This is a genomic window from Streptomyces sp. NPDC001890, from assembly GCF_042891445.1.
GTDB lineage: Bacteria > Actinomycetota > Actinomycetes > Streptomycetales > Streptomycetaceae > Streptomyces.
In genome coordinates, this window is record NZ_JBIATE010000001.1 from 1,195,236 (window position 1) to 1,219,636 (window position 24,401).

Annotated in this window: 22 protein-coding genes; 16 read left to right on the forward strand and 6 right to left on the reverse strand. The window is 70.8% G+C overall.

Translation table 11 applies throughout. The features are described from left to right. Positions 1–10: 10 nt before the first annotated feature. On the reverse strand, positions 11–700 hold the full coding sequence (locus ACFYY1_RS05255) for a maleylpyruvate isomerase family mycothiol-dependent enzyme (RefSeq protein WP_388581016.1): 690 nt from the start codon (positions 698–700) through the stop codon (positions 11–13). Between the two features lie 175 nt (positions 701–875). On the opposite strand from ACFYY1_RS05255, the gene uvrA reads away from it, so the two are divergent. Both uvrA and ACFYY1_RS05265 read left to right on the forward strand, forming a co-directional pair. Next, positions 876–3,896, forward strand: coding sequence for an excinuclease ABC subunit UvrA (gene uvrA / locus ACFYY1_RS05260; RefSeq protein WP_388581019.1), 3,021 nt, complete (start codon positions 876–878; stop codon positions 3,894–3,896). Between the two features lie 301 nt (positions 3,897–4,197). Continuing rightward, a complete protein-coding gene (locus ACFYY1_RS05265) occupies positions 4,198–4,626 on the forward strand; it encodes a Rieske (2Fe-2S) protein (protein WP_388581022.1) in 429 nt (142 codons plus the stop codon). A 48-nt stretch (positions 4,627–4,674) separates the two neighbouring features. Here ACFYY1_RS05265 and ACFYY1_RS05270 read toward each other — a convergent pair whose 3' ends face one another. Beyond that, positions 4,675–5,601: a hypothetical protein gene (locus ACFYY1_RS05270; protein ID WP_388581025.1), complete on the reverse strand. Its 927-nt coding sequence runs from the start codon at positions 5,599–5,601 to the stop codon at positions 4,675–4,677. Between the two features lie 230 nt (positions 5,602–5,831). On the opposite strand from ACFYY1_RS05270, the gene ACFYY1_RS05275 reads away from it, so the two are divergent. From ACFYY1_RS05275 to ACFYY1_RS05340, 14 genes are all read left to right on the forward strand, one after another. Next, complete coding sequence (locus tag ACFYY1_RS05275) at positions 5,832–6,500, forward strand: papain-like cysteine protease family protein (RefSeq protein ID WP_388581028.1); 669 nt, start codon at positions 5,832–5,834, stop codon at positions 6,498–6,500. A gap of 4 nt (positions 6,501–6,504) precedes the next feature. Further along, positions 6,505–7,368 carry a hypothetical protein gene (locus tag ACFYY1_RS05280; protein ID WP_388581031.1) on the forward strand — a complete coding sequence of 288 codons (864 nt, stop codon included), beginning with the start codon at positions 6,505–6,507 and terminating at the stop codon, positions 7,366–7,368. Between the two features lie 117 nt (positions 7,369–7,485). Then, positions 7,486–9,546, forward strand: coding sequence for an excinuclease ABC subunit UvrC (uvrC, locus tag ACFYY1_RS05285; protein WP_388581034.1), 2,061 nt, complete (start codon positions 7,486–7,488; stop codon positions 9,544–9,546). After that, on the forward strand, positions 9,543–10,532 hold the full coding sequence (gene rapZ, locus ACFYY1_RS05290) for an RNase adapter RapZ (protein WP_388581037.1): 990 nt from the start codon (positions 9,543–9,545) through the stop codon (positions 10,530–10,532). Before uvrC ends, rapZ begins: the two co-directional genes overlap by 4 nt. Beyond that, entirely contained in the window at positions 10,529–11,563 is a 1,035-nt protein-coding gene (gene yvcK / locus ACFYY1_RS05295) for a uridine diphosphate-N-acetylglucosamine-binding protein YvcK (protein ID WP_266736504.1), read from the forward strand. The genes rapZ and yvcK overlap by 4 nt, the downstream gene beginning before the upstream one ends. Next, positions 11,554–12,543 (forward strand): DNA-binding protein WhiA, encoded by a 990-nt coding sequence (gene whiA, locus ACFYY1_RS05300; RefSeq protein ID WP_266736503.1) that lies wholly within the window; start codon positions 11,554–11,556, stop codon positions 12,541–12,543. Before yvcK ends, whiA begins: the two co-directional genes overlap by 10 nt. A 294-nt stretch (positions 12,544–12,837) precedes the next feature. Further along, positions 12,838–13,848 carry a type I glyceraldehyde-3-phosphate dehydrogenase gene (gap, locus tag ACFYY1_RS05305; RefSeq protein WP_388581041.1) on the forward strand — a complete coding sequence of 337 codons (1,011 nt, stop codon included), beginning with the start codon at positions 12,838–12,840 and terminating at the stop codon, positions 13,846–13,848. A 108-nt stretch (positions 13,849–13,956) separates the two neighbouring features. Then, the gene (locus ACFYY1_RS05310; protein WP_266736500.1) at positions 13,957–15,168 is read left to right on the forward strand and encodes a phosphoglycerate kinase; all 1,212 of its coding nucleotides are present in this window, start codon (positions 13,957–13,959) and stop codon (positions 15,166–15,168) included. Positions 15,169–15,174: 6 nt separating this feature from the next. Beyond that, positions 15,175–15,951: a triose-phosphate isomerase gene (tpiA, locus tag ACFYY1_RS05315; RefSeq protein WP_388581044.1), complete on the forward strand. Its 777-nt coding sequence runs from the start codon at positions 15,175–15,177 to the stop codon at positions 15,949–15,951. A 114-nt stretch (positions 15,952–16,065) separates the two neighbouring features. Next, entirely contained in the window at positions 16,066–16,302 is a 237-nt protein-coding gene (gene secG / locus ACFYY1_RS05320) for a preprotein translocase subunit SecG (RefSeq protein ID WP_093539669.1), read from the forward strand. A 109-nt stretch (positions 16,303–16,411) separates the two neighbouring features. Further along, positions 16,412–16,747, forward strand: a complete 336-nt coding sequence (locus ACFYY1_RS05325) for an RNA polymerase-binding protein RbpA (RefSeq protein ID WP_072483070.1) — start codon at positions 16,412–16,414, stop codon at positions 16,745–16,747. Between the two features lie 152 nt (positions 16,748–16,899). After that, the gene (gene pgi / locus ACFYY1_RS05330; protein ID WP_388581048.1) at positions 16,900–18,552 is read left to right on the forward strand and encodes a glucose-6-phosphate isomerase; all 1,653 of its coding nucleotides are present in this window, start codon (positions 16,900–16,902) and stop codon (positions 18,550–18,552) included. A 4-nt stretch (positions 18,553–18,556) separates the two neighbouring features. After that, the gene (locus tag ACFYY1_RS05335) at positions 18,557–19,060 is read left to right on the forward strand and encodes a PH domain-containing protein (RefSeq protein ID WP_388581051.1); all 504 of its coding nucleotides are present in this window, start codon (positions 18,557–18,559) and stop codon (positions 19,058–19,060) included. Then, positions 19,057–20,619 (forward strand): PH domain-containing protein, encoded by a 1,563-nt coding sequence (locus ACFYY1_RS05340; protein WP_388581054.1) that lies wholly within the window; start codon positions 19,057–19,059, stop codon positions 20,617–20,619. The genes ACFYY1_RS05335 and ACFYY1_RS05340 overlap by 4 nt, the downstream gene beginning before the upstream one ends. A 6-nt stretch (positions 20,620–20,625) precedes the next feature. Here ACFYY1_RS05340 and ACFYY1_RS05345 read toward each other — a convergent pair whose 3' ends face one another. From ACFYY1_RS05345 to zwf, 4 genes are all read right to left on the reverse strand, one after another. Next, positions 20,626–20,988: a VOC family protein gene (locus tag ACFYY1_RS05345; protein ID WP_388581057.1), complete on the reverse strand. Its 363-nt coding sequence runs from the start codon at positions 20,986–20,988 to the stop codon at positions 20,626–20,628. 78 nt (positions 20,989–21,066) lie between these two features. Next, complete coding sequence (gene pgl, locus ACFYY1_RS05350; protein WP_388581060.1) at positions 21,067–21,849, reverse strand: 6-phosphogluconolactonase; 783 nt, start codon at positions 21,847–21,849, stop codon at positions 21,067–21,069. After that, positions 21,846–22,871, reverse strand: a complete 1,026-nt coding sequence (gene opcA / locus ACFYY1_RS05355; RefSeq protein WP_388581063.1) for a glucose-6-phosphate dehydrogenase assembly protein OpcA — start codon at positions 22,869–22,871, stop codon at positions 21,846–21,848. The genes pgl and opcA overlap by 4 nt, the downstream gene beginning before the upstream one ends. Continuing rightward, positions 22,868–24,400: a glucose-6-phosphate dehydrogenase gene (gene zwf, locus ACFYY1_RS05360; protein WP_266736487.1), complete on the reverse strand. Its 1,533-nt coding sequence runs from the start codon at positions 24,398–24,400 to the stop codon at positions 22,868–22,870. The genes opcA and zwf overlap by 4 nt, the downstream gene beginning before the upstream one ends. Position 24,401 lies beyond the last annotated feature (1 nt).

Below are 24,401 nucleotides of genomic sequence, written 5' to 3' on the forward strand. Positions count from 1 at the left end.
ACGTCTCAGCCTATAGCGGGGGCAGGACGGGAAGCGGGCCGCCTTCGACGGTCAGGGCCGAACCGTCCCGGCGCCCGCAGAGCCAGCCGAGAAGTTCGGGCGCCGTGCCGCGGATCGTGACCGGGTCGCCCTCCGCGCCGCCGCCGGTCGTCCGCACCGGGCCCCCGTCGGCGGTCATCCTCGTGGACACGACAGAGGGGTGCCCGTCGAACCGCTCGGCGAGGAAGTCGATCTCGCGCGAGACGAAGTCCTCCGGTAGGTCCTCCAGCTCGTAGCCGACCGCCAGGTCGACATGGTGCAGCTCGACCTCGACCAGGCGGCGGAACGGGATCCGGGATGCGGAGTCCGTCACACCGTTGCGCAGCTCCACCGTGCGTGACCAGTCCGCCGGGGCGGCGGCGGCATCCACGAGGCGGCCCGCGCTCCCGGCCAGGTCGGCCAGCTGTTCGGCCGGCGACCGGGGCGCGTCGCGCTCGATGTCGCGGTCGCGGGTTTCGCTGTCTGCGTACATCGGCCGGCCCTGGAGAACATTTACGAGCGCGTCGGCGTTACGACAGAGGTGCGCGACGACATGACCCCGGCTCCAGCCCGGCAGCCGTGACGGTTCCGACAGTGCGGTGTCGTCCAGTTTCGCCGTGGCGCTGAGCAGTCGATCGGTCGCTTCACGCAGTGCTGCGAGGTCGTGCGCATGATCATTCATGGGGCCGAGCCTAGCCCCGCCACTCATTCGGGTGAAGGAGTCCATGGCCGTCCGTAAATCGAATGTGCGTGCTATACGCTCGGAGTCGAAAGCTTCGTACACCGCTGTGGCGCCCCCCATACCCTGGGACAGGGGCTCAGTTCCCCCATTTCTCTCCAGAAAGGTGCGGACCGGCGTGGCCGACCGTCTCATCGTCCGTGGCGCTCGCGAGCACAACCTCAAGAACGTCTCGCTCGACCTCCCGCGCGACTCCCTCATCGTCTTCACCGGGCTCTCCGGGTCGGGCAAGTCGTCTCTCGCGTTCGACACGATCTTCGCCGAGGGCCAGCGGCGCTACGTGGAATCCCTCTCCTCGTACGCCCGCCAGTTCCTCGGTCAGATGGACAAGCCGGACGTCGATTTCATCGAGGGCCTCTCGCCCGCCGTCTCCATCGACCAGAAGTCGACCTCGCGCAACCCGCGCTCGACGGTCGGCACCATCACCGAGGTCTACGACTACCTCCGGCTGCTCTTCGCCCGGATCGGCAAGCCGCACTGCCCGGAGTGCCGCCGCCCCATCTCGCGCCAGTCGCCGCAGGCGATCGTCGACAAGGTGCTCGGCCTGCCCGAGGGCAGCCGTTTCCAGGTGCTCTCGCCGCTGGTGCGCGAGCGCAAGGGCGAGTTCGTCGACCTCTTCGCCGATCTGCAGACCAAGGGCTACAGCAGGGCCAGGGTCGACGGCGAGACCATCCAGCTCTCCGAGCCGCCCAAGCTGAAGAAGCAGGAGAAGCACACCATCGAGGTGGTCATCGACCGTCTCACGGTGAAGGACAGCGCCAAGCGCCGGCTGACCGACTCGGTCGAGACCGCGCTCGGGCTCTCCGGCGGCATGGTCGTGCTCGACTTCGTCGACCTCCCCGAGGACGACCCCGAGCGCGAGCGGATGTACTCCGAGCACCTCTACTGCCCGTACGACGACCTCTCCTTCGAGGAGCTCGAACCGCGCTCCTTCTCCTTCAACTCGCCCTTCGGCGCCTGCCCGGACTGCACGGGCATCGGTACGCGGATGGAGGTCGACCCGGAGCTGATCGTCCCGGACGAGGAGAAGTCGCTCGACGAGGGGGCGATCCACCCCTGGTCGCACGGCCACACCAAGGAGTACTTCGGCCGGCAGATCAACGCCCTCGCCGACGCCCTCGGATTCCGTACGGACATCCCCTGGGCCGGGCTGCCCCAGCGCGCCAAGAAGGCCCTGCTCCACGGCCACAAGATCCAGACCGAGGTCCGCTACCGCAACCGCTACGGGCGGGAGCGCGCGTACACCACCCCCGCCTTCGAGGGCGCGGTGCAGTTCGTCAAGCGCCGGCACTCCGACGCCGAGAGCGACTCCAGCCGGGAGCGCTTCGAGGGCTACATGCGCGAGGTGCCCTGCCCGACCTGTGAGGGCACCAGGCTCAAGCCGATCGTCCTCGCGGTGACGGTGATGGAGAGGTCCATCGCCGAGGTCGCCGCGATGTCGATCAGCGAATGCGCCGAGTTCCTCGGCCGGATGAAGCTCAACGCCCGCGACAAGAAGATCGCCGAGCGGGTGCTGAAGGAGGTCAACGAGCGGCTGAAGTTCCTCGTCGACGTCGGCCTCGACTACCTCTCGCTCAACCGCGCGGCCGGCACCCTGTCCGGCGGCGAGGCCCAGCGCATCCGCCTCGCCACCCAGATCGGCTCCGGCCTGGTCGGCGTGCTGTACGTGCTGGACGAACCGTCCATCGGCCTGCACCAGCGGGACAACCACCGGCTGATCGAGACCCTGGTCCGGCTCCGCGACATGGGCAACACGCTCATCGTCGTCGAGCACGACGAGGACACCATCAAGGTCGCCGACTGGGTCGTCGACATCGGCCCCGGCGCCGGTGAGCACGGCGGCAAGGTGGTCCACTCCGGATCGCTCAAGGAGCTGCTGGCCAACGGCGAGTCGATCACGGGCCAGTATCTGACCGGCAAGAAGCAGATCCCGATGCCCGACGTCCGGCGCCCCGTCGACCCGCAGCGCAGGCTCACGGTGCACGGCGCCCGGGAGAACAACCTCCGGGACATCGACGTCTCCTTCCCGCTCGGCCTGCTCACCGCCGTCACGGGCGTCTCGGGCTCGGGGAAGTCGACGCTGGTCAACGACATCCTCTACACCCACCTGGCGCGCGAGCTGAACGGCGCCAAGTCGGTCCCCGGCCGGCACACCCGCGTCGACGGCGACGACCTGGTCGACAAGGTGGTGCACGTCGACCAGTCGCCCATCGGCCGCACGCCCAGGTCCAACCCGGCCACGTACACCGGCGTCTTCGACCATGTCCGCAAGCTGTTCGCGGAGACGATGGAGGCGAAGGTGCGCGGCTACCTGCCGGGCCGCTTCTCCTTCAACGTCAAGGGCGGCCGCTGCGAGAACTGCTCCGGCGACGGCACGATCAAGATCGAGATGAACTTCCTGCCGGACGTGTACGTCCCGTGCGAGGTCTGCCACGGAGCGCGCTACAACCGGGAGACCCTGGAGGTCCACTACAAGGGCAAGTCCATCGCCGAGGTGCTGGACATGCCGATCGAGGAGGGCCTGGAGTTCTTCGAGGCCGTCCCGACGATCGCCCGCCACCTGCGCACGCTCAACGAGGTGGGCCTCGGATACGTGCGGCTCGGCCAGTCCGCGCCGACGCTCTCCGGCGGTGAGGCGCAGCGCGTGAAGCTCGCCAGCGAGCTGCAGAAGCGCTCCACCGGCCGTACGGTCTACGTCCTGGACGAGCCGACCACGGGTCTGCACTTCGAGGACATCAGCAAGCTCATCAAGGTGCTCTCCGGGCTGGTCGACAAGGGCAACTCGGTGATCGTCATCGAGCACAACCTCGATGTGATCAAGACCGCGGACTGGGTCATCGACATGGGCCCCGAAGGGGGCAGCGGCGGTGGTCTGGTCATCGCCGAAGGCACTCCGGAGGAGGTCGCCGGGGCTCCGGCCAGCCACACCGGCAAGTTCCTCCAGGGCATTCTGGACCCGGAGCGGGTGAGCGAGGCCGCGGTGCCCGCGGCGCGCAAGCCGGTGCGGAAGGCGGCCGCGAAGAAGGCGGTCGCCGCGAAGTCGGCCCCGGCCCGGAAGACGGCCACGGCCCGGACGAGCGCGGACGGGGCCGCGAAGAAGCCCGCGGCGAAGAAGGCGACCCGCGCGCGCAAGGCCTGACGCCTGCGGCGCGACAGGGCGGCGGCTCCCGGACTCCGGGGGCCGCCGCCCTGTTCATCGCCGTGCCCCGCCCACCGCCGCGTCCTGTTCACCGCCACGGCCGGGCCGCTGACCTGGGACGACGGGCCTCGGGCGGCCCGGCCGCAGGGCCGTCCGGCTCCGCCGGTATCGTCGCTTCTGTCACCGATGGCACCGACGGCACCGATGGCTCTGACAGCTGTGATGCCCGCGGTACTCCCGGTACCCGCGGCGCTTCAGTCGCGCCCGGTGCCCATCCACCCCTACGACCAGTGGAGACCGCATGTCCGGCCAGCCCGCCGCCCGCCGTACCGTGCTGAAGGGTGCCGCTCTCGCCGGCGCCGCCGGGCTGGGAGTGGCCGCCTGCTCGACCGAATCGAAGCTCGGCCACGCCGAGACGCCGACGCCGACCGCTCCCGTCGAGCTCGGCGCACCGGACGATGTTCCGGTCGGCGGATCCAAGCTCTTCCGCAACGAGCGGGTCATCGTGAACTGCCCGGCCAAGGGCCAGTACAAGGCGTTCAGCGCCCAGTGCACCCACGCGGGCTGCCTGCTGGACAAGGTCGAGGACAACGTGGGGACGTGCCCCTGTCACGGCAGCCACTTCGACACGACGACCGGCAAGGCGATGCGCGGTCCGGCGACCGCGCCGCTGCCCGCCGTCCCGGTCAGGGTCGAGGGCGGAAAGCTGGTCGCGGGCCCCGACGCCTGACACCGTCCGGGAAGGTACTGGCAGGGAAGGTACCGGCCGGGGACGGAGTCACTCCCAGTCCCAGTCGATGCCGACCAGACCGGGCCGTACCCCCTGCTCCACCAGGTGAACGGTCCGGTGCCTGCCGGTCAGCGTGAGGTCCGTGCGGGCGCTGCGCGGTGCCCCCGCCGAGACCTGGGCGAAGCGCCGGCACCGTACCGGCAGCGCGGCCTCGTCGAAGGACACCTGGAGCACGTACTGCCCACCGCCGAAGCTGAACCCGCGCACGTACTCGCCGCTCGGGCCTCCCGTGCCGTCGTCGAAGCCGTAGCCGAAGAGGTAGGTGTCGCCCGCCCTCAGCCGGGTGTCGAAGAGCAGCTCGGCGACGAGCACCCCGGTCCCGCGGTCCCAGCGGACCCGCCCCGTCCGGCAGTTCTCCCCGGTCGTCACCGTCACCCGCGCCGGATCGCAGCCCGGATCACCCCGGTGGACGGCGAGGTAGCGGTCGATGTCGTCCCGGTGGGCACGCACCACATGCTGCGAATCGCGTCGCCGCAGCTCCCGGCCGGGACCGATCCGTACCCGCTCGTGATGGCCCACCGTGTGCAGTCCGCCGTCCACCGGTGACCCCAGGTCGGCGAGCAGCCGCTCCACGGCACCGGACGACTCCAGCAGGGAACGGTACGAACGCGCGGCCGGACGGTCGGCCTCCGGGCGCGCGTTCCCGCTGCCCAGCAGCCGCAGCAGCGAGTTCCCCGGCAGCTCCAGCACTTCCTCCAGCGCCTTCACGGCCCGCAGGGACTCGGCGCGCTGCGGACGCCTGGCCCCCTGTTGCCAGTAACTCAGGCTCGTCACCCCGACCTTGACCCCGCGGTGCGCGAGATGGTGCTGCACCCGCTGGAGCGGCAGCCCGCGCACCGAGAGCGCGGTGCGCAGCGCCAGATGGAACGGGCCGGTGTGCAGCACCTGTGCCAGTTCGGCCTCGGTGTGCCGCATGGGGTCCTCCAGGTGAACGTTCACGACGCGGGACGGGGGGAGCGCGTCGGCGGGGGCGGTGCCGCAGGTGGCCGGGGCAGGGCCGTTCACGTATCCGCCACGCCGTTCACACCGCGATGTTCCCCCGCATTGAAGCGTGTTGACCCGTCCCCGACAACGGTTGATGCTCCTCGGGCAGCGTCCGGACGCGCTCCTGTGATCCCACCCCCCCCCGCCTCGGGAGGAACGTCATGCGTCTCCGAAGAATCCAAAGAACTCGAACAGGACGGCTCCCGGCCCTGGCCGCCCTGGCCACCGTGCTCCTCGCCGTGCCGACGGCGACCGCCTCGGCGGCCCCGGCCCCGGCCCCTGCTCTTGCCCCGGCCCCTGCCCCTGCGTCGGCCCCGGCCGTGACCGGCCCGGCCGTCGGCGGGCTCGCCGCGACACAGCGGCTGAACATCACCATGCAGGCCCAGCAGAAGACCAACTGGTGCTGGGCGGCATCCGGCAACACCATCGCCACCTGGTTCGGCCGCACCTACTCGCAGAACCAGTTCTGCAACGCCGCCTTCGGCCGTGCGCAGGGCTACGAGTGCCCCAACTCGCAGGCCACGCTGGGCAACGTCCAGGACGGCCTGTACTGGGCCGGCGTCAACCCCGGTTCGTATGTCACCGGCTGGCTGCGCTATCCCACCGTCCAGGCCGAGATCGCCGCCGGACGCCCCGTGGAGACCCGCATCCAGTGGTCGTCGGGCGGTGGCCACATGCATGTCCTGTACGGCTACGACGACTCCGGCAGCTGGGTCTACTGGGGCGATCCCTGGCCCTCCAGCAACCGCTACAACTGGGCCTCGCACGCCTGGTACGTGAACAACGAGGAGTTCTCCTGGACCCATTCCCTCTACCGGATCGGGGCGTGACGAGATGATCCGCAGGACCGCACGCACCGCCCGGTCCACGGCCGCCGCCCTGGCCGCGACCGGCATCCTGACCGGCACCGCCCTGCTCACCGTCGCGGCCCCCGGGGCGGTCGCCGCCACCGGACCCACCGCAGGCCCGTCCGCCCTGGCGGCCGCCCGGCAGGCCGCCACCGAACCCGCGACCCTGGACACCCTGGCCCGGTTCTTCGCCCGCGAGGGTGCGGTCACCAGGTCGGCGGCGGCACCGCGCATCGAGGGCGCCGCAGTCCCCGTGCACACCCTCGATCCGGACTTCGTGGCCGGGAAGCCGGGGGCGTCCGTCGCCAGGCTGGACTACCTCGCCACCACGGCCGTCGCCTCGGACGGCCAGAAGGCGTCCCTGTGGACCCTTCCGAAGGAAGGTAAGGAGGGCGGCTGGCAGGTGGTGAACATCGCCAGCGGCGACGACGAGACGAGGTACGCCGCCGCGGGCGCCCGCAAGCTCCCCGGCGGGACGGTGTTCCGTGAGCCGCAGGTGGACGCCTGGTACGTCCAGAAGGGGACGAAGGTGCTCCCGCTGGACCAGGACGCGGTCCGCGCGGTCGGCGCCCGCGGCACCACCCTGGCCGCCTACCGCACCCGGGTGCGCGAGGCGTACGGCGACAAGCTCCCCGGCTCCGGATACGCCCGCGCAGGCAGGGCGGGCGGCTACTCCCCGCCGGCCGCCCCCGCCCGGGGCGGCCCGGAGCCCCGGACGGTCGCGGCGGGCACGGCGTCCGGCCCGGCGCCGAGCGCCACCTCGGCCGCCGCCGGAGCGGGCGCCCTCGTGGTGCTCGGCCTCGGCGGGCTCACCGTCCTGCGCAACCGCCGCCGCCGGGAGAACCCGTGACCGGCGGCCGTACCCACTGACCCGTGCTCCGGGGCGCGCTCCCGCGATCCGCGCCCCGGAGCACGGCACCGCTTCCGGGCGGCCGGACTGTCACTGCCCGCAAGTAGGGTGGGACACATGGCAGACCCCTCCAGCTACCGCCCCAAGCCGGGACAGATCCCCGACTCCCCGGGGGTCTACAAATTCCGCGACGAACACCGCCGGGTGATCTACGTCGGAAAGGCCAAGAACCTGCGCCAGCGCCTGGCCAACTACTTCCAGGACCTGGCCGCGCTCCACCCGCGTACGCGCACGATGGTCACCACGGCCGCCTCGGTGGAATGGACGGTCGTCTCCACGGAGGTCGAGGCCCTCCAGCTGGAGTACTCCTGGATCAAGGAGTTCGACCCGCGGTTCAACGTCAAGTACCGCGACGACAAGAGCTATCCGTACCTCGCGGTCACGCTGGGCGAGGAGTTCCCGCGCGTCCAGGTGATGCGCGGAGCCAAGAAGAAGGGCGTGCGCTACTTCGGTCCGTACGGGCACGCCTGGGCGATCCGCGAGACGGTCGACCTCATGCTCCGGGTCTTCCCGGTGCGTACGTGCTCCGCCGGGGTCTTCAAGAACGCCGCCAGGACCGGCCGCCCGTGCCTCCTCGGCTACATCGGCAAGTGCTCGGCCCCCTGCGTCGGCCGCGTCACCCCCGAGGAACACCGCGAACTGGCCGACGACTTCTGCGACTTCATGGCCGGCCGGACCGGTACGTACATCCGCCGCCTGGAGAAGGACATGATGGCGGCGGCCGAGGAGATGGAGTACGAGCGGGCGGCCCGGCTCCGCGACGACGTGGAGGCCCTCAAGCGGGCCATGGAGAAGAGCGCCGTCGTGCTGGCCGACGCCACCGACGCCGACCTGATCGCGGTCGCCGAGGACGAGCTCGAAGCCGCCGTCCAGATCTTCCACGTACGCGGCGGCCGGGTCCGCGGCCAGCGCGGCTGGGTCACCGACAAGGTCGAGAACGTCGACACCTCGCGCCTGGTCGAGCACGCCCTCCAGCAGCTGTACGGCGAGGAGACGGGCGACTCGGTCCCCAAGGAGGTCCTCGTCCCGGCCCTGCCCGAGGACCCGGACGCGGTCTCCCAGTGGCTCGCCGGCCGCCGGGGCTCCCAGGTCAGCCTGCGCATCCCGCAGCGCGGCGACAAGAAGGACCTGATGGCGACGGTCCAGCGCAACGCCCAGCAGGCGCTGGGGCTGCACAAGACCAAGCGCGCCTCCGACCTGACCACCCGCTCCCGCGCCCTGGAGGAGATCGCGGAGGCGCTCGGCCTCGACACCGCTCCGCTGCGCGTCGAGTGCTTCGACATCTCGCACCTCCAGGGCGACGACGTGGTCGCCTCCATGGTCGTCTTCGAGGACGGCCTCGCCCGCAAGAGCGAGTACCGCCGCTTCCAGATCAAGGGCTTCGAGGGCCAGGACGACGTCCGGTCGATGCACGAGGTCATCAGCCGCCGCTTCAAGCGGTACCTCCAGGAGAAGGAACGCACGGGGGAGTGGGAGGAGACCCCCGCCCCGACCGGCCCGGTCCCCGCCCCGAACGGCACCGGCCCGGACCCCGCACCGCAGAACGACGCCGCCGCCCCCGACCCGGACACCGAGCCCCGTGAGGACGACGGGCGCCCCAAGCGGTTCGCCTACCCGCCGCAGCTCGTCGTGGTCGACGGCGGCCAGCCGCAGGTCGCCGCCGCCAAGCGGGCCCTGGACGAACTGGGGATCGACGACATCGCCGTCTGCGGCCTCGCCAAGCGCCTCGAAGAGGTCTGGCTGCCCGATGACGACGACCCCGTCGTCCTGCCCCGTTCCAGCGAGGGCCTCTATCTCCTCCAGCGCGTCCGTGACGAGGCCCACCGCTTCGCGATCACCTACCAGCGCGCCAAGCGGGCCAAACGGATCCGCTCCGGCCCCCTGGACGCCGTCGCCGGTCTCGGCGAAACCCGGAAGCAGGCGTTGATCAAGCATTTCGGCTCCGTGAAGAAGCTGAAGCAAGCGACAATCGACGAGATCTGCGAAGTTCCGGGGATAGGCCGCAGAACGGCGGAATCAGTGGCTGTCGCCCTCGCGTCGGCCGCCCCGGCCGCGCCCGCCGTGAACACGGCGACAGGAGAGATCATTGAAGAGGACGACGGGGGCAGCACGACATGACCGAGCGTGAGAACGAGCAGGAAGCCGGGCACGGGCAGGAAGCCGGGCCCGACGGCACCGACCGAGCAGACGGAGCAGCACAAGTGAGTACGGCCACCACGAACGAGACGGGCGACGGGACCGCGACCATCCCCGAGCTGGTGATCATCTCGGGGATGTCGGGCGCCGGGCGCAGCACGGCCGCCAAGTGTCTGGAGGACCTCGGCTGGTTCGTCGTCGACAACCTGCCGCCCGCACTGATCCCCACCATGGTCGAGCTCGGCGCGCGCTCGCAGGGCAACGTGGCGCGGATCGCCGTCGTCGTCGACGTCCGGGGGCGCCGCTTCTTCGACAACCTCCGCGACTCCCTCGCCGACCTGGAGGCCAAGCACGTCACCCGGCGGATCGTCTTCCTGGAGTCCTCCGACGACGCCCTCGTCCGCCGCTTCGAATCGGTCCGCCGGCCGCACCCCCTCCAGGGCGACGGCCGGATCGTCGACGGCATCGCCGCCGAGCGCGACCTGCTGCGCGAGCTGCGCGGCGACGCGGACCTGGTGATCGACACCTCCAGCCTCAACGTGCACGAACTGCGCGCCAAGATGGACGCCCAGTTCGCCGGCGAGGAGGAGCCGGAGCTGCGCGCCACGGTGATGTCGTTCGGCTTCAAGTACGGCCTGCCGGTCGACGCCGACCTCGTGGTCGACTGCCGCTTCCTGCCCAACCCGCACTGGGTCCCCGAGCTGCGCCCGTTCACCGGTCTCAACGAAGAGGTCTCCGCCTACGTCTTCGACCAGCCCGGTGCCAAGGAATTCCTCAACCAGTACACGGAGCTGCTCCAGCTCATCGCCGCCGGATACCGCCGCGAGGGCAAGCGCTACGTGACGATCGCCGTCGGCTGCACGGGCGGCAAGCACCGTTCGGTCGCCATGTCCGAGAAGCTGGCGGCCCGGCTCGCGACCGAAGGCATCGAGACCGTACTCGTCCACCGGGACATGGGGCGCGAGTGACCAGCCGCAATCTGCGCCTGCGGCGGCTGCGCAGAGCCACCTCGGCGCTGCCCGGCCGCAAGCGCGGCGCACAGCCCAAGGTCGTCGCCCTCGGCGGCGGCATGGGGCTGTCCGCGTCGCTCGCGTCGCTCCGCCGGATCACCGGCGATCTCACCGCCGTGGTGACGGTCGCCGACGACGGCGGCTCCAGCGGCCGGCTCCGCGAGGAGCTCGGCGTGCTGCCGCCCGGCGACCTGCGCAAGGCGCTCGCCGCCCTGTGCGGTGACGACGACTGGGGCCAGACCTGGGCCCGGGTGATCCAGCACCGCTTCCAGTCCAAGGGCGACCTGCACGAGCACGCCGTCGGCAATCTGCTGATCGTCGCCCTCTGGGAGCAGCTCGGCGATCATGTCCAGGCCCTCGACCTGGTCGGCAGGCTCCTCGGGGCGCACGGCCGGGTGCTCCCCATGTCCGCCGTTCCGCTGGAGCTCCAGGCGCTGGTCCGAGGTCACGACCCGGCCCGCCCGGACGACGTGGACACCGTGCGCGGACAGGCCACCGTGGCGCTCACCCCCGGCGAGGTGCAGTCCGTGCACCTCGTCCCGAACGACCCGCCCGCCGTCCCCGAGGCCGTCGCCGCGGTCCTCGACGCCGACTGGGTGGTGCTCGGTCCGGGGTCCTGGTTCTCCTCCGTGATCCCGCACCTGCTCGTCCCCGAACTGCTCGACGCGCTCGTCGAGACCAAGGCCCGCAAGGTCCTCTCGCTCAACCTGGCACCGCAACCCGGTGAAACTGATGGCTTCTCCCCGCAGCGTCATTTGGAGGTTTTGGGACGACACGCCCCTAAACTCGCCCTGGACGTGGTGCTGGCCGACGAAGCCGCTGTGCCCGATCGTGAGTCCCTCGCCGATGCCGCCAAGAGGCTCGGCGCCGCGGTCGAGCTGGCGCCGGTGGCCTCACCCGACGGCGTTCCGATCCATGATCCGGAGCTGTTGGCCGCCGCGTACGACCGTATTTTTCGGATGCATGGAAGGATCGGCCCATGGCGATGACGCCCGCGGTGAAGGACGAAATCTCTCGGCTTCCCGTGACCCGGACCTGCTGCAGGAAGGCAGAAGTCTCGGCGATTCTTCGGTTCGCGGGTGGGCTGCACCTGGTGAGCGGCCGGATCGTGATCGAGGCCGAGCTGGACACCGGGAACGCGGCGCGCCGGCTGAAGCGGGACATTCTCGAAATCTTCGGGCACAGCTCGGAGCTGATCGTGATGGCGCCCGGAGGTCTGCGGCGCAGCTCGCGCTTCGTCGTGCGGGTGGTGGCGGGCGGCGACCAGCTGGCCCGCCAGACCGGCCTGGTGGACGGCAGGGGACGCCCCATCCGCGGGCTGCCCCCGCAGGTGGTCTCGGGGGCCACCTGCGACGCCGAGGCCGCCTGGCGCGGGGCCTTCCTGGCCCATGGCTCGCTCACCGAACCGGGCCGTTCCTCCTCGCTGGAGGTGACCTGCCCGGGGCCGGAGGCGGCGCTCGCCCTGGTCGGTGCGGCCCGCAGGCTCTCCATCGCGGCCAAGGCCCGCGAGGTGCGCGGGGTGGACCGGGTCGTCGTCCGCGACGGCGACGCGATCGGCGCGCTGCTCACCCGGCTCGGAGCCCATGACGCGGTGCTGGCCTGGGAGGAGCGGCGGATGCGCCGCGAGGTCCGCGCCACGGCCAACCGGCTCGCCAACTTCGACGACGCCAACCTGCGCCGTTCGGCGCGGGCCGCGGTCGCCGCGGGTGCCCGGGTGGGGCGCGCGCTGGAGATCCTGGGCGAGGAGGTGCCCGAGCACCTGGCGGCGGCCGGGCGGCTGCGCATGGAGCACAAGCAGGCGTCCCTGGAGGAGCTGGGCGCGCTCGCCGACCCGCCGCTGACCAAGGACGCGGTCGCCGGCCGGATCCGCCGGCTGCTGGCGATGGCCGACAAGCGGGCCCAGGACCTGGGCATCCCGGGCACCGAATCCACCCTCAGCGAGGAGCTCGCCGACGGCCTGGTGGGCTGACCCGCCGAGGCCGCCCCAGCCGCCTCGGGCAGGCCCGCCGGAGGCGCGGAATCCGGCCGGATTCCGGACTCGCGGGGCTTCCGGGGACGTTGACGCTCCGTAATCGTCACTGCATGTACGGCCAGTTATCCAGAGGCCCGTGCTCCTACCGAGGAGTACGGGCCTCGGCGCTTCCCACGGCCGTGCTGGATGTCACCCCGTGGGCCTCGGAGAGGTAGGGTCGGAGGCGGTCGGGGACATCTCATACAACTCGCCGGGGTGAAAATCCCGCGTACCTCATGAGGAGATTGGTTCGTGACGATCCGCGTAGGCATCAACGGCTTCGGTCGCATCGGCCGCAACTACTTCCGCGCGCTGCTGGAGCAGGGTGCGGACATCGAGATCGTGGCTGTCAACGACCTGGGTGATACCGCGACCACCGCCCACCTGCTGAAGTACGACACCATCCTGGGTCGTCTGAAGGCAGAGGTCAGCCACACCGCCGACACCATCACCGTCGATGGTCACACGATCAAGGTTCTCTCCGAGCGCAACCCGGCCGACATCCCCTGGGGTGAGCTGGGCGTCGACATCGTCATCGAGTCGACCGGCATCTTCACGAAGAAGGCCGACGCCGAGAAGCACATCGCGGGCGGCGCCAAGAAGGTCCTCATCTCGGCTCCGGCCAAGGGCGAGGACATCACCATCGTGATGGGCGTCAACCAGGACCAGTACGACGCGGCCAACCACCACGTCATCTCCAACGCGTCCTGCACGACCAACTGTGTCGCACCGATGGCCAAGGTTCTCGACGAGAACTTCGGCATCGTCAAGGGCCTCATGACGACGGTTCACGCGTACACCAACGACCAGCGCATCCTCGACTTCCCGCACTCGGACCTGCGCCGCGCCCGCGCCGCCGCCGAGAACATCATCCCGACCACCACCGGTGCCGCCAAGGCGACCGCCCTGGTGCTCCCGCAGCTGAAGGGCAAGCTGGACGGCATCGCCATGCGCGTCCCGGTCCCGACCGGCTCGGCCACCGACCTGGTCGTCGAGCTCCAGCGCGAGGTCACCAAGGACGAGGTCAACGCCGCGTTCAAGAAGGCTGCCGACGACGGCGCCCTCAAGGGCATCCTGTACTACACCGAGGACCCGATCGTGTCGTCGGACATCGTCGGCGACCCGGCGTCCTGCACCTTCGACTCCTCGCTGACCATGGTTCAGGAGGGCAAGTCGGTGAAGATCCTCGGCTGGTACGACAACGAGTGGGGTTACTCCAACCGCCTCGTCGACCTGACCGTCTTCGTCGGCACCCAGCTCTGACCGTCGAACCGGCAGGCATCAAGATGTGAGCACGGGGCTCGAACCGCGCAACGCCGCGCCGTTCGGGCCCCGTCGCATGCTCTCCCGCCCTCCAAGGAGTCCAGCAAGATGAAGACGATCGACGAACTGATCGCCGAAGGGGTCACCGGCAAGCGCGTATTCGTGCGTGCCGACCTCAACGTGCCGCTGAGCGGCACCACCATCACCGACGACGGCCGGATCCGCGCCGTCCAGCCGACCGTCGAGAAGCTCGTCGCGGCCGGCGCGCGAGTCGTCGTCGCCTCGCACCTGGGCCGCCCCAAGGGCGCCCCGGACCCCGCCTTCTCCCTGGCGCCCGCCGCCGCCCGCCTCGGTGAACTGATCGGCGCCGACGTGGCGTTCGCGACCGACACGGTCGGCGAGTCCGCCCGCGCCGCGGTCGCCGGTCTCGCCGACGGCCAGGTCGCCGTCCTGGAGAACCTCCGCTTCAACCCGGGCGAGACGTCCAAGGACGACGCCGAGCGCGGCGCGTTCGCCGACCAGCTCGCCGAGCTCGCCGACCTGTACGTGGGCGACGGCTTCGGGGCCGTGCACCGCAAGCACGCCTCGGTCTTCGACCTCCCGGCCCGGCTGCCGCACGCCGCCGGTGACCTGATCGCCACCGAGGTCGGCGTCCTGAAGAAGCTCACCGAGAACGTCGAGCGCCCGTACGCCGTGGTGCTCGGCGGCTCCAAGGTCTCCGACAAGCTCGGCGTCATCGATCACCTCCTGGAGCGCGCCGACCGCATCCTGATCGGCGGCGGCATGGCGTACACCTTCCTCAAGGCCCAGGGCCACGAGGTCGGCAGCTCGCTGCTCCAGGAGGACCAGATCCCGGCGGTGCTGGAGTACCTCAAGCGCGCCGAGGACAAGGGCGTGGAGTTCGTGCTCCCCGTCGACGTCGTGGTCTCCGCGCAGTTCCCGGACCTCAAGAGCAAGGCCCCCACCGAGCACCGCACGGTGCCCGCGGACGCCATGCCGGCCGGTTTCATGGGCCTGGACAACGGCCCCGAGACCAACAAGCTGTACGCATCGAAGCTCGCCGACGCCGCCACCGTCTTCTGGAACGGCCCGATGGGCGTCTTCGAGCACCCCGACTACGCCGAGGGCACCCGGGCAGTCGCCCAGGCCCTCGTCGACTCCTCGGGCTTCAGTGTCGTCGGCGGTGGCGACTCCGCCGCGGCCGTCCGCACCCTGGGCTTCGACGAGAACGCATTCGGACACATCTCGACCGGTGGCGGTGCCAGCCTCGAATACCTCGAGGGCAAGACGCTTCCCGGCCTCGCCGCACTGGAGGACTGACCTTTCATGACCACTCGTACCCCGCTGATGGCGGGCAACTGGAAGATGAACCTCAACCACCTTGAGGCCATCGCGCACACCCAGAAGCTCGGCTTCGCGCTGACCGACAAGGACTACGACGCCGTCGAGGTCGCCGTCCTGCCGCCCTTCACCGACCTGCGCTCCGTGCAGACCCTGGTCGAGGGCGACAAGCTGAAGATCAAGTACGGCGCCCAGGACATCTCGGCGCACGACTCCGGCGCGTACACCGGTGAGATCTCCGGCCCGATGCTCGCCAAGCTGCGGTGCACCTATGTCGCCGTCGGCCACAGCGAGCGCCGCCAGTACCACGGCGAGACCGACGAGATCTGCAACGCCAAGGTGAAGGCCGCGTACAAGCACGGCCTGACCCCGATCCTCTGCGTCGGCGAGGGCCTGGAGGTCCGCAAGGCCGGTGACCAGGTGGCCTACACCCTCGCGCAGCTCGACGGCGGTCTGAAGGACGTCCCGGCCGAGCAGGCCGAGTCCATCGTGATCGCGTACGAGCCGGTCTGGGCCATCGGCACCGGTGAGGTCGCCACCCCCGAGGACGCCCAGGAGGTCTGCGGTGCGATCCGCGGCCGGCTGGCCGAGCTGTACTCGCAGGAGCTGGCCGACGCGGTCCGCATCCAGTACGGCGGCTCGGTGAAGTCCGGCAATGTCGCCGCGATCATGGCGCAGCCCGACGTGGACGGCGCGCTGGTCGGCGGCGCCGCGCTCGACGCCGACGAGTTCGTCAAGATCGTCCGCTTCCGCGACCAGTGAGTATGCGGTAGCGCGGATCCGTCGTACCCTTGCGGGGGCCGCGGAGGGTGTAACCTCCCGGCCCCCGTAATCAGCACATGCAGTCAGAGGAATTCCGGAAAGTAGGGACCAGCCGTGATTTTGGCGTTCGAGATCGCCCTGATCGTCTTCAGCCTGCTGCTGATGCTGCTGGTGCTGATGCACAAGGGAAAGGGCGGCGGCCTCTCCGACATGTTCGGTGGCGGCATGCAGTCGTCGGTCGGCGGCTCCTCGGTCGCCGAACGGAACCTCGACCGGATCACCGTGGTCGTCGGTCTGGCGTGGTTCGCGTGCATTGTTGTGCTTGGTCTGCTGATCAAGTTGGACAACTGACCCGTCGTACGCGATTCCCGGTGACGGTGTAACTCCTTTCACTGGACGCGCGTTGGGCCTTACGTAGACTGGGGCATCTTCGAGCACCATCACGCAGGGAGTTACGACCGTGGCAAGTGGCAACGCGATCCGGGGAAGCCGGGTCGGAGCGGGGCCGATGGGGGAGGCCGAGCGCGGTGAGTCCGCGCCGCGCCTCCGCATCTCCTTCTGGTGCTCGAACGGGCACGAGACGCAGCCGAGCTTCGCCAGTGACGCGCAGGTACCGGAGACCTGGGACTGCCCGCGCTGCGGCTTCCCGGCCGGCCAGGACCGGGACAGCCCGCCGGACCCGCCGCGCACCGAGCCGTACAAGACGCACCTCGCGTACGTACGCGAGCGGCGCAGCGACGCGGACGGCGAGGCCATTCTCGCCGAGGCGCTGGCGAAACTCCGCGGCGAAATCTAGAAGTTGACCGGCCGGGCACCCACGGGGTGCCCGGCCGGACCGCTTTCGCCGTGCCGCAGGTCTCCATTGCCTCGTCGGCCCTTCTGATCAATTAGGTTTGTAGGTGCAGCGGGGCATCTGCAGGCACGAGAAGAATTGGGCTGATATCCGGGATGAACACACGAAGCCGAACCAGGCTCAACCAGACGCCCGAGTGGACAGCTCTGGGCAAGCACCGCGAGCAGTTCGGGACGACCCATCTGCGGCAGCTCTTCGCGGACGATCCGGAGCGCGGCACCGAATACACCCTGACGGTCGGCGATCTGTACGTCGACTACTCCAAGCACCTGGTCACCGACGAGACGCTGCGACTGCTGCGCGAGCTCGCCGCGGCCACCGGGGTGGCCGGGCTGCGGGACGCGATGTTCCGCGGCGAGAAGATCAACACCACCGAGGACCGCGCCGTTCTGCACACCGCGCTGCGTGCCCCGCGCGACGCGGTGATCGAGGTCGACGGCGAGAACGTGGTGCCGGGCGTGCACGCCGTGCTCGACCGGATGGCCGCGTTCTCCGACCGCGTCAGGTCGGGGGAGTGGACCGGCCACACCGGCAAGCGCATCAAGAACGTCGTCAACATCGGCATCGGCGGCTCCGACCTCGGCCCCGCCATGGCGTACGAGGTGCTGCGCTCCTTCACGGACCGCGACCTCACCGTCCGCTTCGTGTCGAACGTCGACGGAGCCGACCTCCACGAGGCGGTGCGCGATCTCGACCCGGCCGAGACGCTCTTCGTCATCGCGTCGAAGACCTTCACCACGATCGAGACGATCACCAACGCCACCTCGGCCCGCAACTGGCTGCTGACCGGTCTGAGGGCCGATCAGGACGCCGTCGCCAAGCACTTCGTGGCGCTGTCCACGAACGCCGGCAAGGTCGCGGAATTCGGCATCGACACCGCCAACATGTTCGAGTTCTGGGACTGGGTCGGCGGCCGGTACTCGTACGACTCCGCCATCGGTCTCTCGCTGATGATCGCCATCGGCCCGGACCGGTTCCGCGAGATGCTCGACGGCTTCCACCTCGTCGACGAGCACTTCCGCACCGCCCCCGCCGAGTCCAACGTCCCGATGCTGCTGGGTCTGTTGGGCGTCTGGTACGGCGCGTTCTTCGACGCCCAGTCGCACGCGGTGCTGCCGTACAGCCACTATCTGTCCAAGTTCACCGCGTACTTGCAACAGCTGGACATGGAGTCCAACGGCAAGTCCGTGGACCGGGACGGCAATCCGGTCGACTGGCAGACCGGACCGGTGGTCTGGGGCACCCCCGGCACCAACGGACAGCACGCCTACTACCAGCTGATCCACCAGGGCACCAAGGTCATCCCGGCCGACTTCATCGGCTTCGCCGAGCCGGTCGCCGACCTGCTGCCCGGACTGGTCGCCCAGCACGATCTGCTGATGGCCAACTTCTTCGCCCAGACCCAGGCGCTGGCCTTCGGCAAGACCCCGGACGAGGTCCGGGCCGAGGGCGTAGCCGAGGAACTGGTGCCGCACAAGACCTTCCTGGGCAACCACCCGACGACGACGATCCTCGCCGACCGGCTGACCCCGTCCGTCCTCGGCCAGCTGATCGCGCTGTACGAGCACAAGGTCTTCGTCCAGGGCGCCGTCTGGAACATCGACTCCTTCGACCAGTGGGGCGTCGAGCTGGGGAAGGTCCTCGCCAAGAAGATCGAGCCGGTGCTCACCGGGGGCGAGGGGGGCGAGCAGCTGGACAGCTCGACCGCCGCGCTCGTCGGGGCGTACCGCGCCCGCCGGGGGCGCTGAGCCGATGACCACGGGGGAGGGGACGGTGCGGCTGCGGCCGCCGAACAACACGCTGGACCCGAGGGCCGTGGGGTGGTGGCGAGCCCAGTGGCTGCTGCTGACCGCCGCCCCCGTGGCCGTCCTGGCCGTGCTGGGCGCGTTCATCGGGCCCGCCCGGTTCTGGCTGCTGACGGCCGCCGCGGTCCTCGCGGTCCTCGGCACCGGCTGCGCCGTCCTCCTCCCCTCGTGGTGGTTCCGCACCCACCGCTGGGAGGTCACCGACGAAGCGGTGTACGTCAGGACCGGGGTCTTCCGGCAGGAGTGGCGGATCGCCCCGATGTCCCGGATCCAGACCGTGGACACCGTGCGCGGACCGCTCGAACAGCTCTACCGGCTCGCCACGGTCACCGTGACCACCGCGTCGGCCAGGGGCGCGGTCCGGATCGAGGGCCTCGACCACGAAACGGCGGCCGGGCTGGCCGAGCGGCTGACCCGGATCACCCAGGTCACCCCCGGGGACGCCACATGAGCTCCGGGGCGGCGCTCTTCGAAGGCCGGGGCCCGGCCCAGGACCCCGGCACGGCCACCGCCGCCGACTGGCGGCGGCTGGACCGGCGCACGGTCCTGGTCAGCGCGCTCGTCACGGCCGGGGTGGCGGCCGGCGCGGCCGTTCCCACCACGCTCGGCCTGTCCGGCCGGGTCGGCCTCGGGGCCGCCGTCGTCTGGGTCCTCGCCGGCTCGGTCCTGCTGATCGGTTCCGCGGCGGCCGGCGACTACGTACGGTGGCGCCGCACCCGCTACCGCGTCGGTGGCGAGCGGGTCGATCTCCACACCGGGCTGTTCCTGGTCAAGAAGCGCTCACTGGCCCGGGAGCGCATCCGCAGCGTCGACCTCACCGCCCATCTGCTGCAACGGGTACTCGGTCTGGTCACCGTCCGCATCGGCACCGGAGAGCACTCCGGCAACGACTCCACCCTGGAGCTCGACCCGGTCCCCAGGGCAGAGGGCGAACGGCTCCGCCGCGAACTGCTGGAACGTACGGCCACCGGCACCCCTGGCCCCCACCGCGAGGGCGAGCTCGTCGCCCTCGACCCGCGCTGGATCCGCTACGCACCGGTCTCCTTCGTCGCCCCCGCGCTCGGCGGCGCGGCGGCCGGTGCGGTGATGCAGGTCAGCGACTGGTTCGGGGCACAGGGGCAGGTGATCGAGTGGATCGGTGAGCGCTTCCGGGACACCTCGCTCACCGCCATGATCCTGATCCTCGCCGTCGCCGCGGTGGCCGCCGGTGTCGTCGGCGCGCTCGGCCTGTGGGTCGAGATGTGGTGGAACTACCGGCTGGAGCGCGAGCCCGGCGGCACCCTGCGCATCCGGCGCGGACTGCTGACCTCCCGGTCCGTCTCCATCGAGGAACGGCGGCTGCGCGGGGTCGAGCTCGTCGAACCGCTCGGCATCCGTACGTTCGGCGCGGCCCGGGTCGACGCGATCACCACCGGACTGGCCAAGGACGACGAGGAACAGCACGGCGACCACAACACCCTGCTGCCCGCCGCGCCCAGGCCCGTGGCCGACGCGGTGGCCGCCGACGTACTGCGGGAGACCACGTCCCCGACCGGCGCCCTGCTGGCCGGGCACCCCCGTGCCGCCCGCGGCCGCAGGCTGCGCCGGGCGCTCGGGGCCGTCCTGGTCCCGGTGGCCGTGCTGGCTCTCCTGGGCGCACTGCTGACACCCGTACTGCTCTGGATCGCGCTCGGCTGCGCCGTCGTGGGGCTGCCGGCCGGGGTGTTCCTGGCCCGCGACGCCTACCGCGGCCTCGGGCATGCCATCAGCGGCGACTACCTGGTGGTGAGGTCGGGTACGGTCCGGCGCTCGACCGCCGCGCTGGAGCGGGCCGGGGTCATCGGCTGGACGGTCCGGCAGACGTACTTCCAGCGGCGGGCCGGGGTCCTGAGCGTCACCGCGACGACGGCCGCCGGAGCGGGTGCGTACACGGCGTACGACACGGACGCGGGCGAGGGCCTCGACTTCGCCGCGAAGGCCGTGCCCGGCCTGCTGGAGCCCTTCCTGGAGCGCGTCCCGCCCGCCGGGTGAGCCCGGTCAGCCGTGCGTGGTGTCGATGACGCAGAATCTGTTGCCCTCGGGGTCCGCCAGTACGACGAAGTCCGGGTCGTCCGGGTACAGATCCCAGTCCACCCGCGTCGCGCCGAGCGCGATCAGCCGGTCCACCTCGGCGCCCTGCTCCTCGGTGTAGAGATCGAGGTGGACCCGGGGGACCTCCTGCACGGGCGTACCGCTGAGGTCCAGGGCCAGACCGACGCCGGGTCCCTCGGCCGGGACCAGCACCACCCAGTCGTCGTCCGTCGCCGGCTCACGCTCCACGTAACCGAGTGCCGCCTTCCAGAACGCCGTCGCACGCCGTACGTCCGACGCGCCCATCACCACGGTTCCGATGCGCACCATGACGCGATCCTTTCACGCGACAGGCCCGGCCGCTCCGAGGAGCGAACCGGGCCTGTGCGCAACCGTGCTGACGTACGGTCAGGGCGAGGCGGGCGGATACAGCGCGCGCGGCAGCCGGGAGGCCGCCGCCGCGTCCAGCAGCCACAGCGTGCGGCTGCGTCCGTACGCACCGGCCGCCGGGGCCTGGATCTCCCCGGCGCCCGAGAGCGCGATCTCCGCGGCCTCCGCCTTGTCCTCGCCGGCGGCGAGCAGCCACACCTCGCGCGCCGCCCGGATCGCCGGCAGCGTGAGCGAGATCCGGGTGGGCGGCGGCTTGGGAGCGCCGTGCACACCGACGACGGTGCGCTCGGTCTCCCGTACCGCGGGCAGCTCCGGGAAGAGCGAGGCGACATGCGTGTCCGGGCCGACGCCCAGCATCAGCACGTCGAACGTCGGCACCGGACCGTGGTCCTCGGGACCGGCCGCGGCGGCCAGCTCCGCGGCGTACGCGGCGGCCGCCGCGTCGGCGTCGTTGCCCCAGGGGCCGTCCGAGGCGGGCATCGCGTGCACCCGGGACGGGTCGAGATCCACCGAGTCCAGCAGGGCCTCGCGGGCCTGCGTGACATTGCGCTCCGGATCGCCCTCGGGCAGGAACCGCTCGTCGCCCCACCACAGATCGAGCCGCGACCAGTCGATCGCGTCCCGGGCGGGCGCGGCGGCGAGCGCGGCCAGCAGACCGTTGCCGTTGCGTCCGCCGGTGAGGACCACCGAGGCGTGGCCGCGTGCGGTCTGGGCGTCCACGATCTTCGTGATCAGCCGGGCCGCGGCGGCCAGCGCCATCAGCTCCTTGTCGCGGTGCACGACAAGTTGAGGAGCACTCACTTCGACGCCGCCTTCTTGGCCGCGGTCTTCTTCGCGGCAGCCGGAGCGGCGGACGGGGCGGCGTCCGCCGCGGGCTCGGCCGGCTTCGGCTCCGCCGGTCCGCCGAGCTTCTCCACGCCGAACTTCACCGTCGCCGCGTACGTGTTGTCCGGGTCCAGGCGGCGCAGCTCCTCGGCGAGCAGCTCGGCGGTGTCCCGCCGCTTGAGCGCCACCGCGCGGTCCGGCTGGCCCTGCATCGAGAGCGTGGCCAGCGAACCGTCGGGACGGTCCAGGACGATGGTGCCGTTCTTGGTCTCCATCCGCACGGCCGTCAGACCGGGACCGGCGGAGACGGTGCGCTCCACCGGCACCCCGAGCCGGTCCGCGAGCCACATGGCGAGCAGCTCGCAGCTCGGGTTCTCCGACTCGCCCTCGACGGTCGCCGAGACGACCTGGGCGGACTGCTGGTCGAGCGAGGCCGCCAGCATCGAGCGCCACGGCGTGATGCGGGTCCACGCCAGATCGGTGTCGCCCGGGGTGTACGAGTCGGCGCGGGTCGCCAGCTCCTGGCCCGGGTGCTCCGCCGAGTACGCGTCCGTGATCCGGCGCTGGGCGAGCGCGCCCAGCGGGTCCTTCGCCGGGTCGGCGGGTGCGTCCTCGGGCCACCAGACCACGACCGGGGCGTCCGGCAGCAGCAGCGGCAGCACCACCGACTGGGCGTGGTTGACCAGCTCGCCGTGGAGACGCAGCACGACCGTCTCGCCGGTGCCCGCGTCGGAACCGACCCGCACCTCGGCGTCGAGCCGGGCGTCCCGGCGGCTGCGCGGCGAGCGGCTGACCCGCTTGATCACCGCGATGATCCGCGAGGGGTGCTCGCGCGAGGCGTCACCGGCCGACTTGAGCGCGTCGTACGCGTTCTCCTCGTCGGTGACGATGACCAGGGTGAGCACCATGCCGATGGCCGGGGTGCCGATGGCACGGCGGGCCGAGATCAGCGCCTGGTTGATCTTGCTGGAAGTGGTCTCCGTCAGATCGATCTTCATGGCCGGCGCCAGCTCCGTCCGTCTCGTGCGAGCATCTCGTCGGCCTCGGCCGGACCCCAGGAACCCGCCGGGTACTGGGCGGGCTTGCCGTGCTTGTCCCAGTACTGCTCGATCGGGTCGAGGATGTTCCAGGAGAGCTCGACCTCCTGGTGCCGGGGGAAGAGGTTGGCGTCGCCGAGCAGCACATCGAGGATGAGCCGCTCGTAGGCCTCCGGGCTGGACTCCGTGAAGGACTCGCCGTACGCGAAGTCCATCGTGACGTCCCGGACCTCCATCGAGGTGCCGGGCACCTTGGAGCCGAACCGCACGGTCACGCCCTCGTCCGGCTGCACCCGGATGACCAGGGCGTTGCCGCCCAGCTCCTCGGTGGCGCCGGACTCGAAGGGCAGGTACGGGGCCCGCTTGAAGACGACCGCGATCTCCGTGACCCGGCGGCCGAGCCGCTTTCCGGTGCGGAGGTAGAACGGCACGCCCGCCCAGCGGCGGTTGTTGATCGTCAGCTTGATCGCGGCGTAGGTGTCGGTCTTCGACTTGGGGTCGATGCCGTCCTCTTCGAGATAGCCGCGGACCTCCTCGCCGCCCTGCCACGCGTGCTCGTACTGGGCGCGCACCGTGTGCTTGCCCAGGTCCTCCGGCAGCTCCACCGCCGTGAGCACCTTGAGCTTCTCGGCGACCAGGGCCTTCGGGTGGAAGGAGCCGGGCTCTTCCATCGCGGTCAGCGCCAGCAGCTGGAGCAGGTGGTTCTGGATGACGTCACGGGCGGCGCCGATGCCGTCGTAGTAGCCGGCCCGGCCACCGATGCCGATGTCCTCGGCCATCGTGATCTGGATGTGGTCGACGTACGACCGGTTCCAGATCGGCTCGAACATCGTGTTGGCGAACCGCAGCGCCAGGATGTTCTGGACCGTCTCCTTGCCCAGGTAGTGGTCGATCCGGAAGACCTCGTTGGGCGGGAAGACGTCGTGCACGATCTGGTTGAGCTCCTGAGCGCTCTTCAGGTCGTGGCCGAAGGGCTTCTCGATGACGGCACGCCGCCAGGAGCCCTCCTTCTGGTCCGCGAGGCCGTGCTTCTTGAGCTGCTGGACGACCTTGGGGAAGAACTTCGGCGGCACGGACAGGTAGAAGGCGAAGTTGCCCCCCGTGCCCTGCGCCTTGTCCAGCTCCTGGATCGTGTTCTTCAGCTGCTCGAAGGCGTCGTCGTCGTCGAAGTTGCCCTGGACGAAGCGCATCCCCTGGATGAGCTGCTGCCAGACCTCCTCGCGGAACGGCGTACGGGCGTGCTGCTTGACGGCGTCGTGGACCTCCTGTGCGAAGTCCTCGTCCTGCCATTCGCGGCGCGCGAAACCGATGAGGGAGAAGCCCGGCGGCAACAGGCCGCGATTGGCCAGGTCGTACACGGCGGGCATCAGCTTTTTACGGGACAAATCGCCCGTGACTCCGAAGATCACCAGACCCGACGGCCCCGCGATGCGCGGGAGCCGTCGGTCCTGGGGGTCACGAAGCGGATTGGCTCCGGGAACACCAGACAAG

Excerpts from the sequence above, each read along its gene's own strand:
- ACFYY1_RS05255 (WP_388581016.1), bottom strand. The coding sequence starts at position 700 with ATGAATGATCATGCGCACGACCTCGCAGCACTGCGTGAAGCGACCGAT.
- ACFYY1_RS05265 (WP_388581022.1), top strand. The coding sequence starts at position 4,198 with ATGTCCGGCCAGCCCGCCGCCCGCCGTACCGTGCTGAAGGGTGCCGCT.
- ACFYY1_RS05270 (WP_388581025.1), bottom strand. The coding sequence starts at position 5,601 with ATGCGGCACACCGAGGCCGAACTGGCACAGGTGCTGCACACCGGCCCG.
- ACFYY1_RS05275 (WP_388581028.1), top strand. The coding sequence starts at position 5,832 with ATGCGTCTCCGAAGAATCCAAAGAACTCGAACAGGACGGCTCCCGGCC.
- ACFYY1_RS05280 (WP_388581031.1), top strand. The coding sequence starts at position 6,505 with ATGATCCGCAGGACCGCACGCACCGCCCGGTCCACGGCCGCCGCCCTG.
- uvrC (WP_388581034.1), top strand. The coding sequence starts at position 7,486 with ATGGCAGACCCCTCCAGCTACCGCCCCAAGCCGGGACAGATCCCCGAC.
- rapZ (WP_388581037.1), top strand. The coding sequence starts at position 9,543 with ATGACCGAGCGTGAGAACGAGCAGGAAGCCGGGCACGGGCAGGAAGCC.
- whiA (WP_266736503.1), top strand. The coding sequence starts at position 11,554 with ATGGCGATGACGCCCGCGGTGAAGGACGAAATCTCTCGGCTTCCCGTG.
- ACFYY1_RS05310 (WP_266736500.1), top strand. The coding sequence starts at position 13,957 with ATGAAGACGATCGACGAACTGATCGCCGAAGGGGTCACCGGCAAGCGC.
- tpiA (WP_388581044.1), top strand. The coding sequence starts at position 15,175 with ATGACCACTCGTACCCCGCTGATGGCGGGCAACTGGAAGATGAACCTC.
- pgi (WP_388581048.1), top strand. The coding sequence starts at position 16,900 with ATGAACACACGAAGCCGAACCAGGCTCAACCAGACGCCCGAGTGGACA.
- ACFYY1_RS05335 (WP_388581051.1), top strand. The coding sequence starts at position 18,557 with ATGACCACGGGGGAGGGGACGGTGCGGCTGCGGCCGCCGAACAACACG.
- ACFYY1_RS05340 (WP_388581054.1), top strand. The coding sequence starts at position 19,057 with ATGAGCTCCGGGGCGGCGCTCTTCGAAGGCCGGGGCCCGGCCCAGGAC.
- ACFYY1_RS05345 (WP_388581057.1), bottom strand. The coding sequence starts at position 20,988 with ATGGTGCGCATCGGAACCGTGGTGATGGGCGCGTCGGACGTACGGCGT.
- opcA (WP_388581063.1), bottom strand. The coding sequence starts at position 22,871 with ATGAAGATCGATCTGACGGAGACCACTTCCAGCAAGATCAACCAGGCG.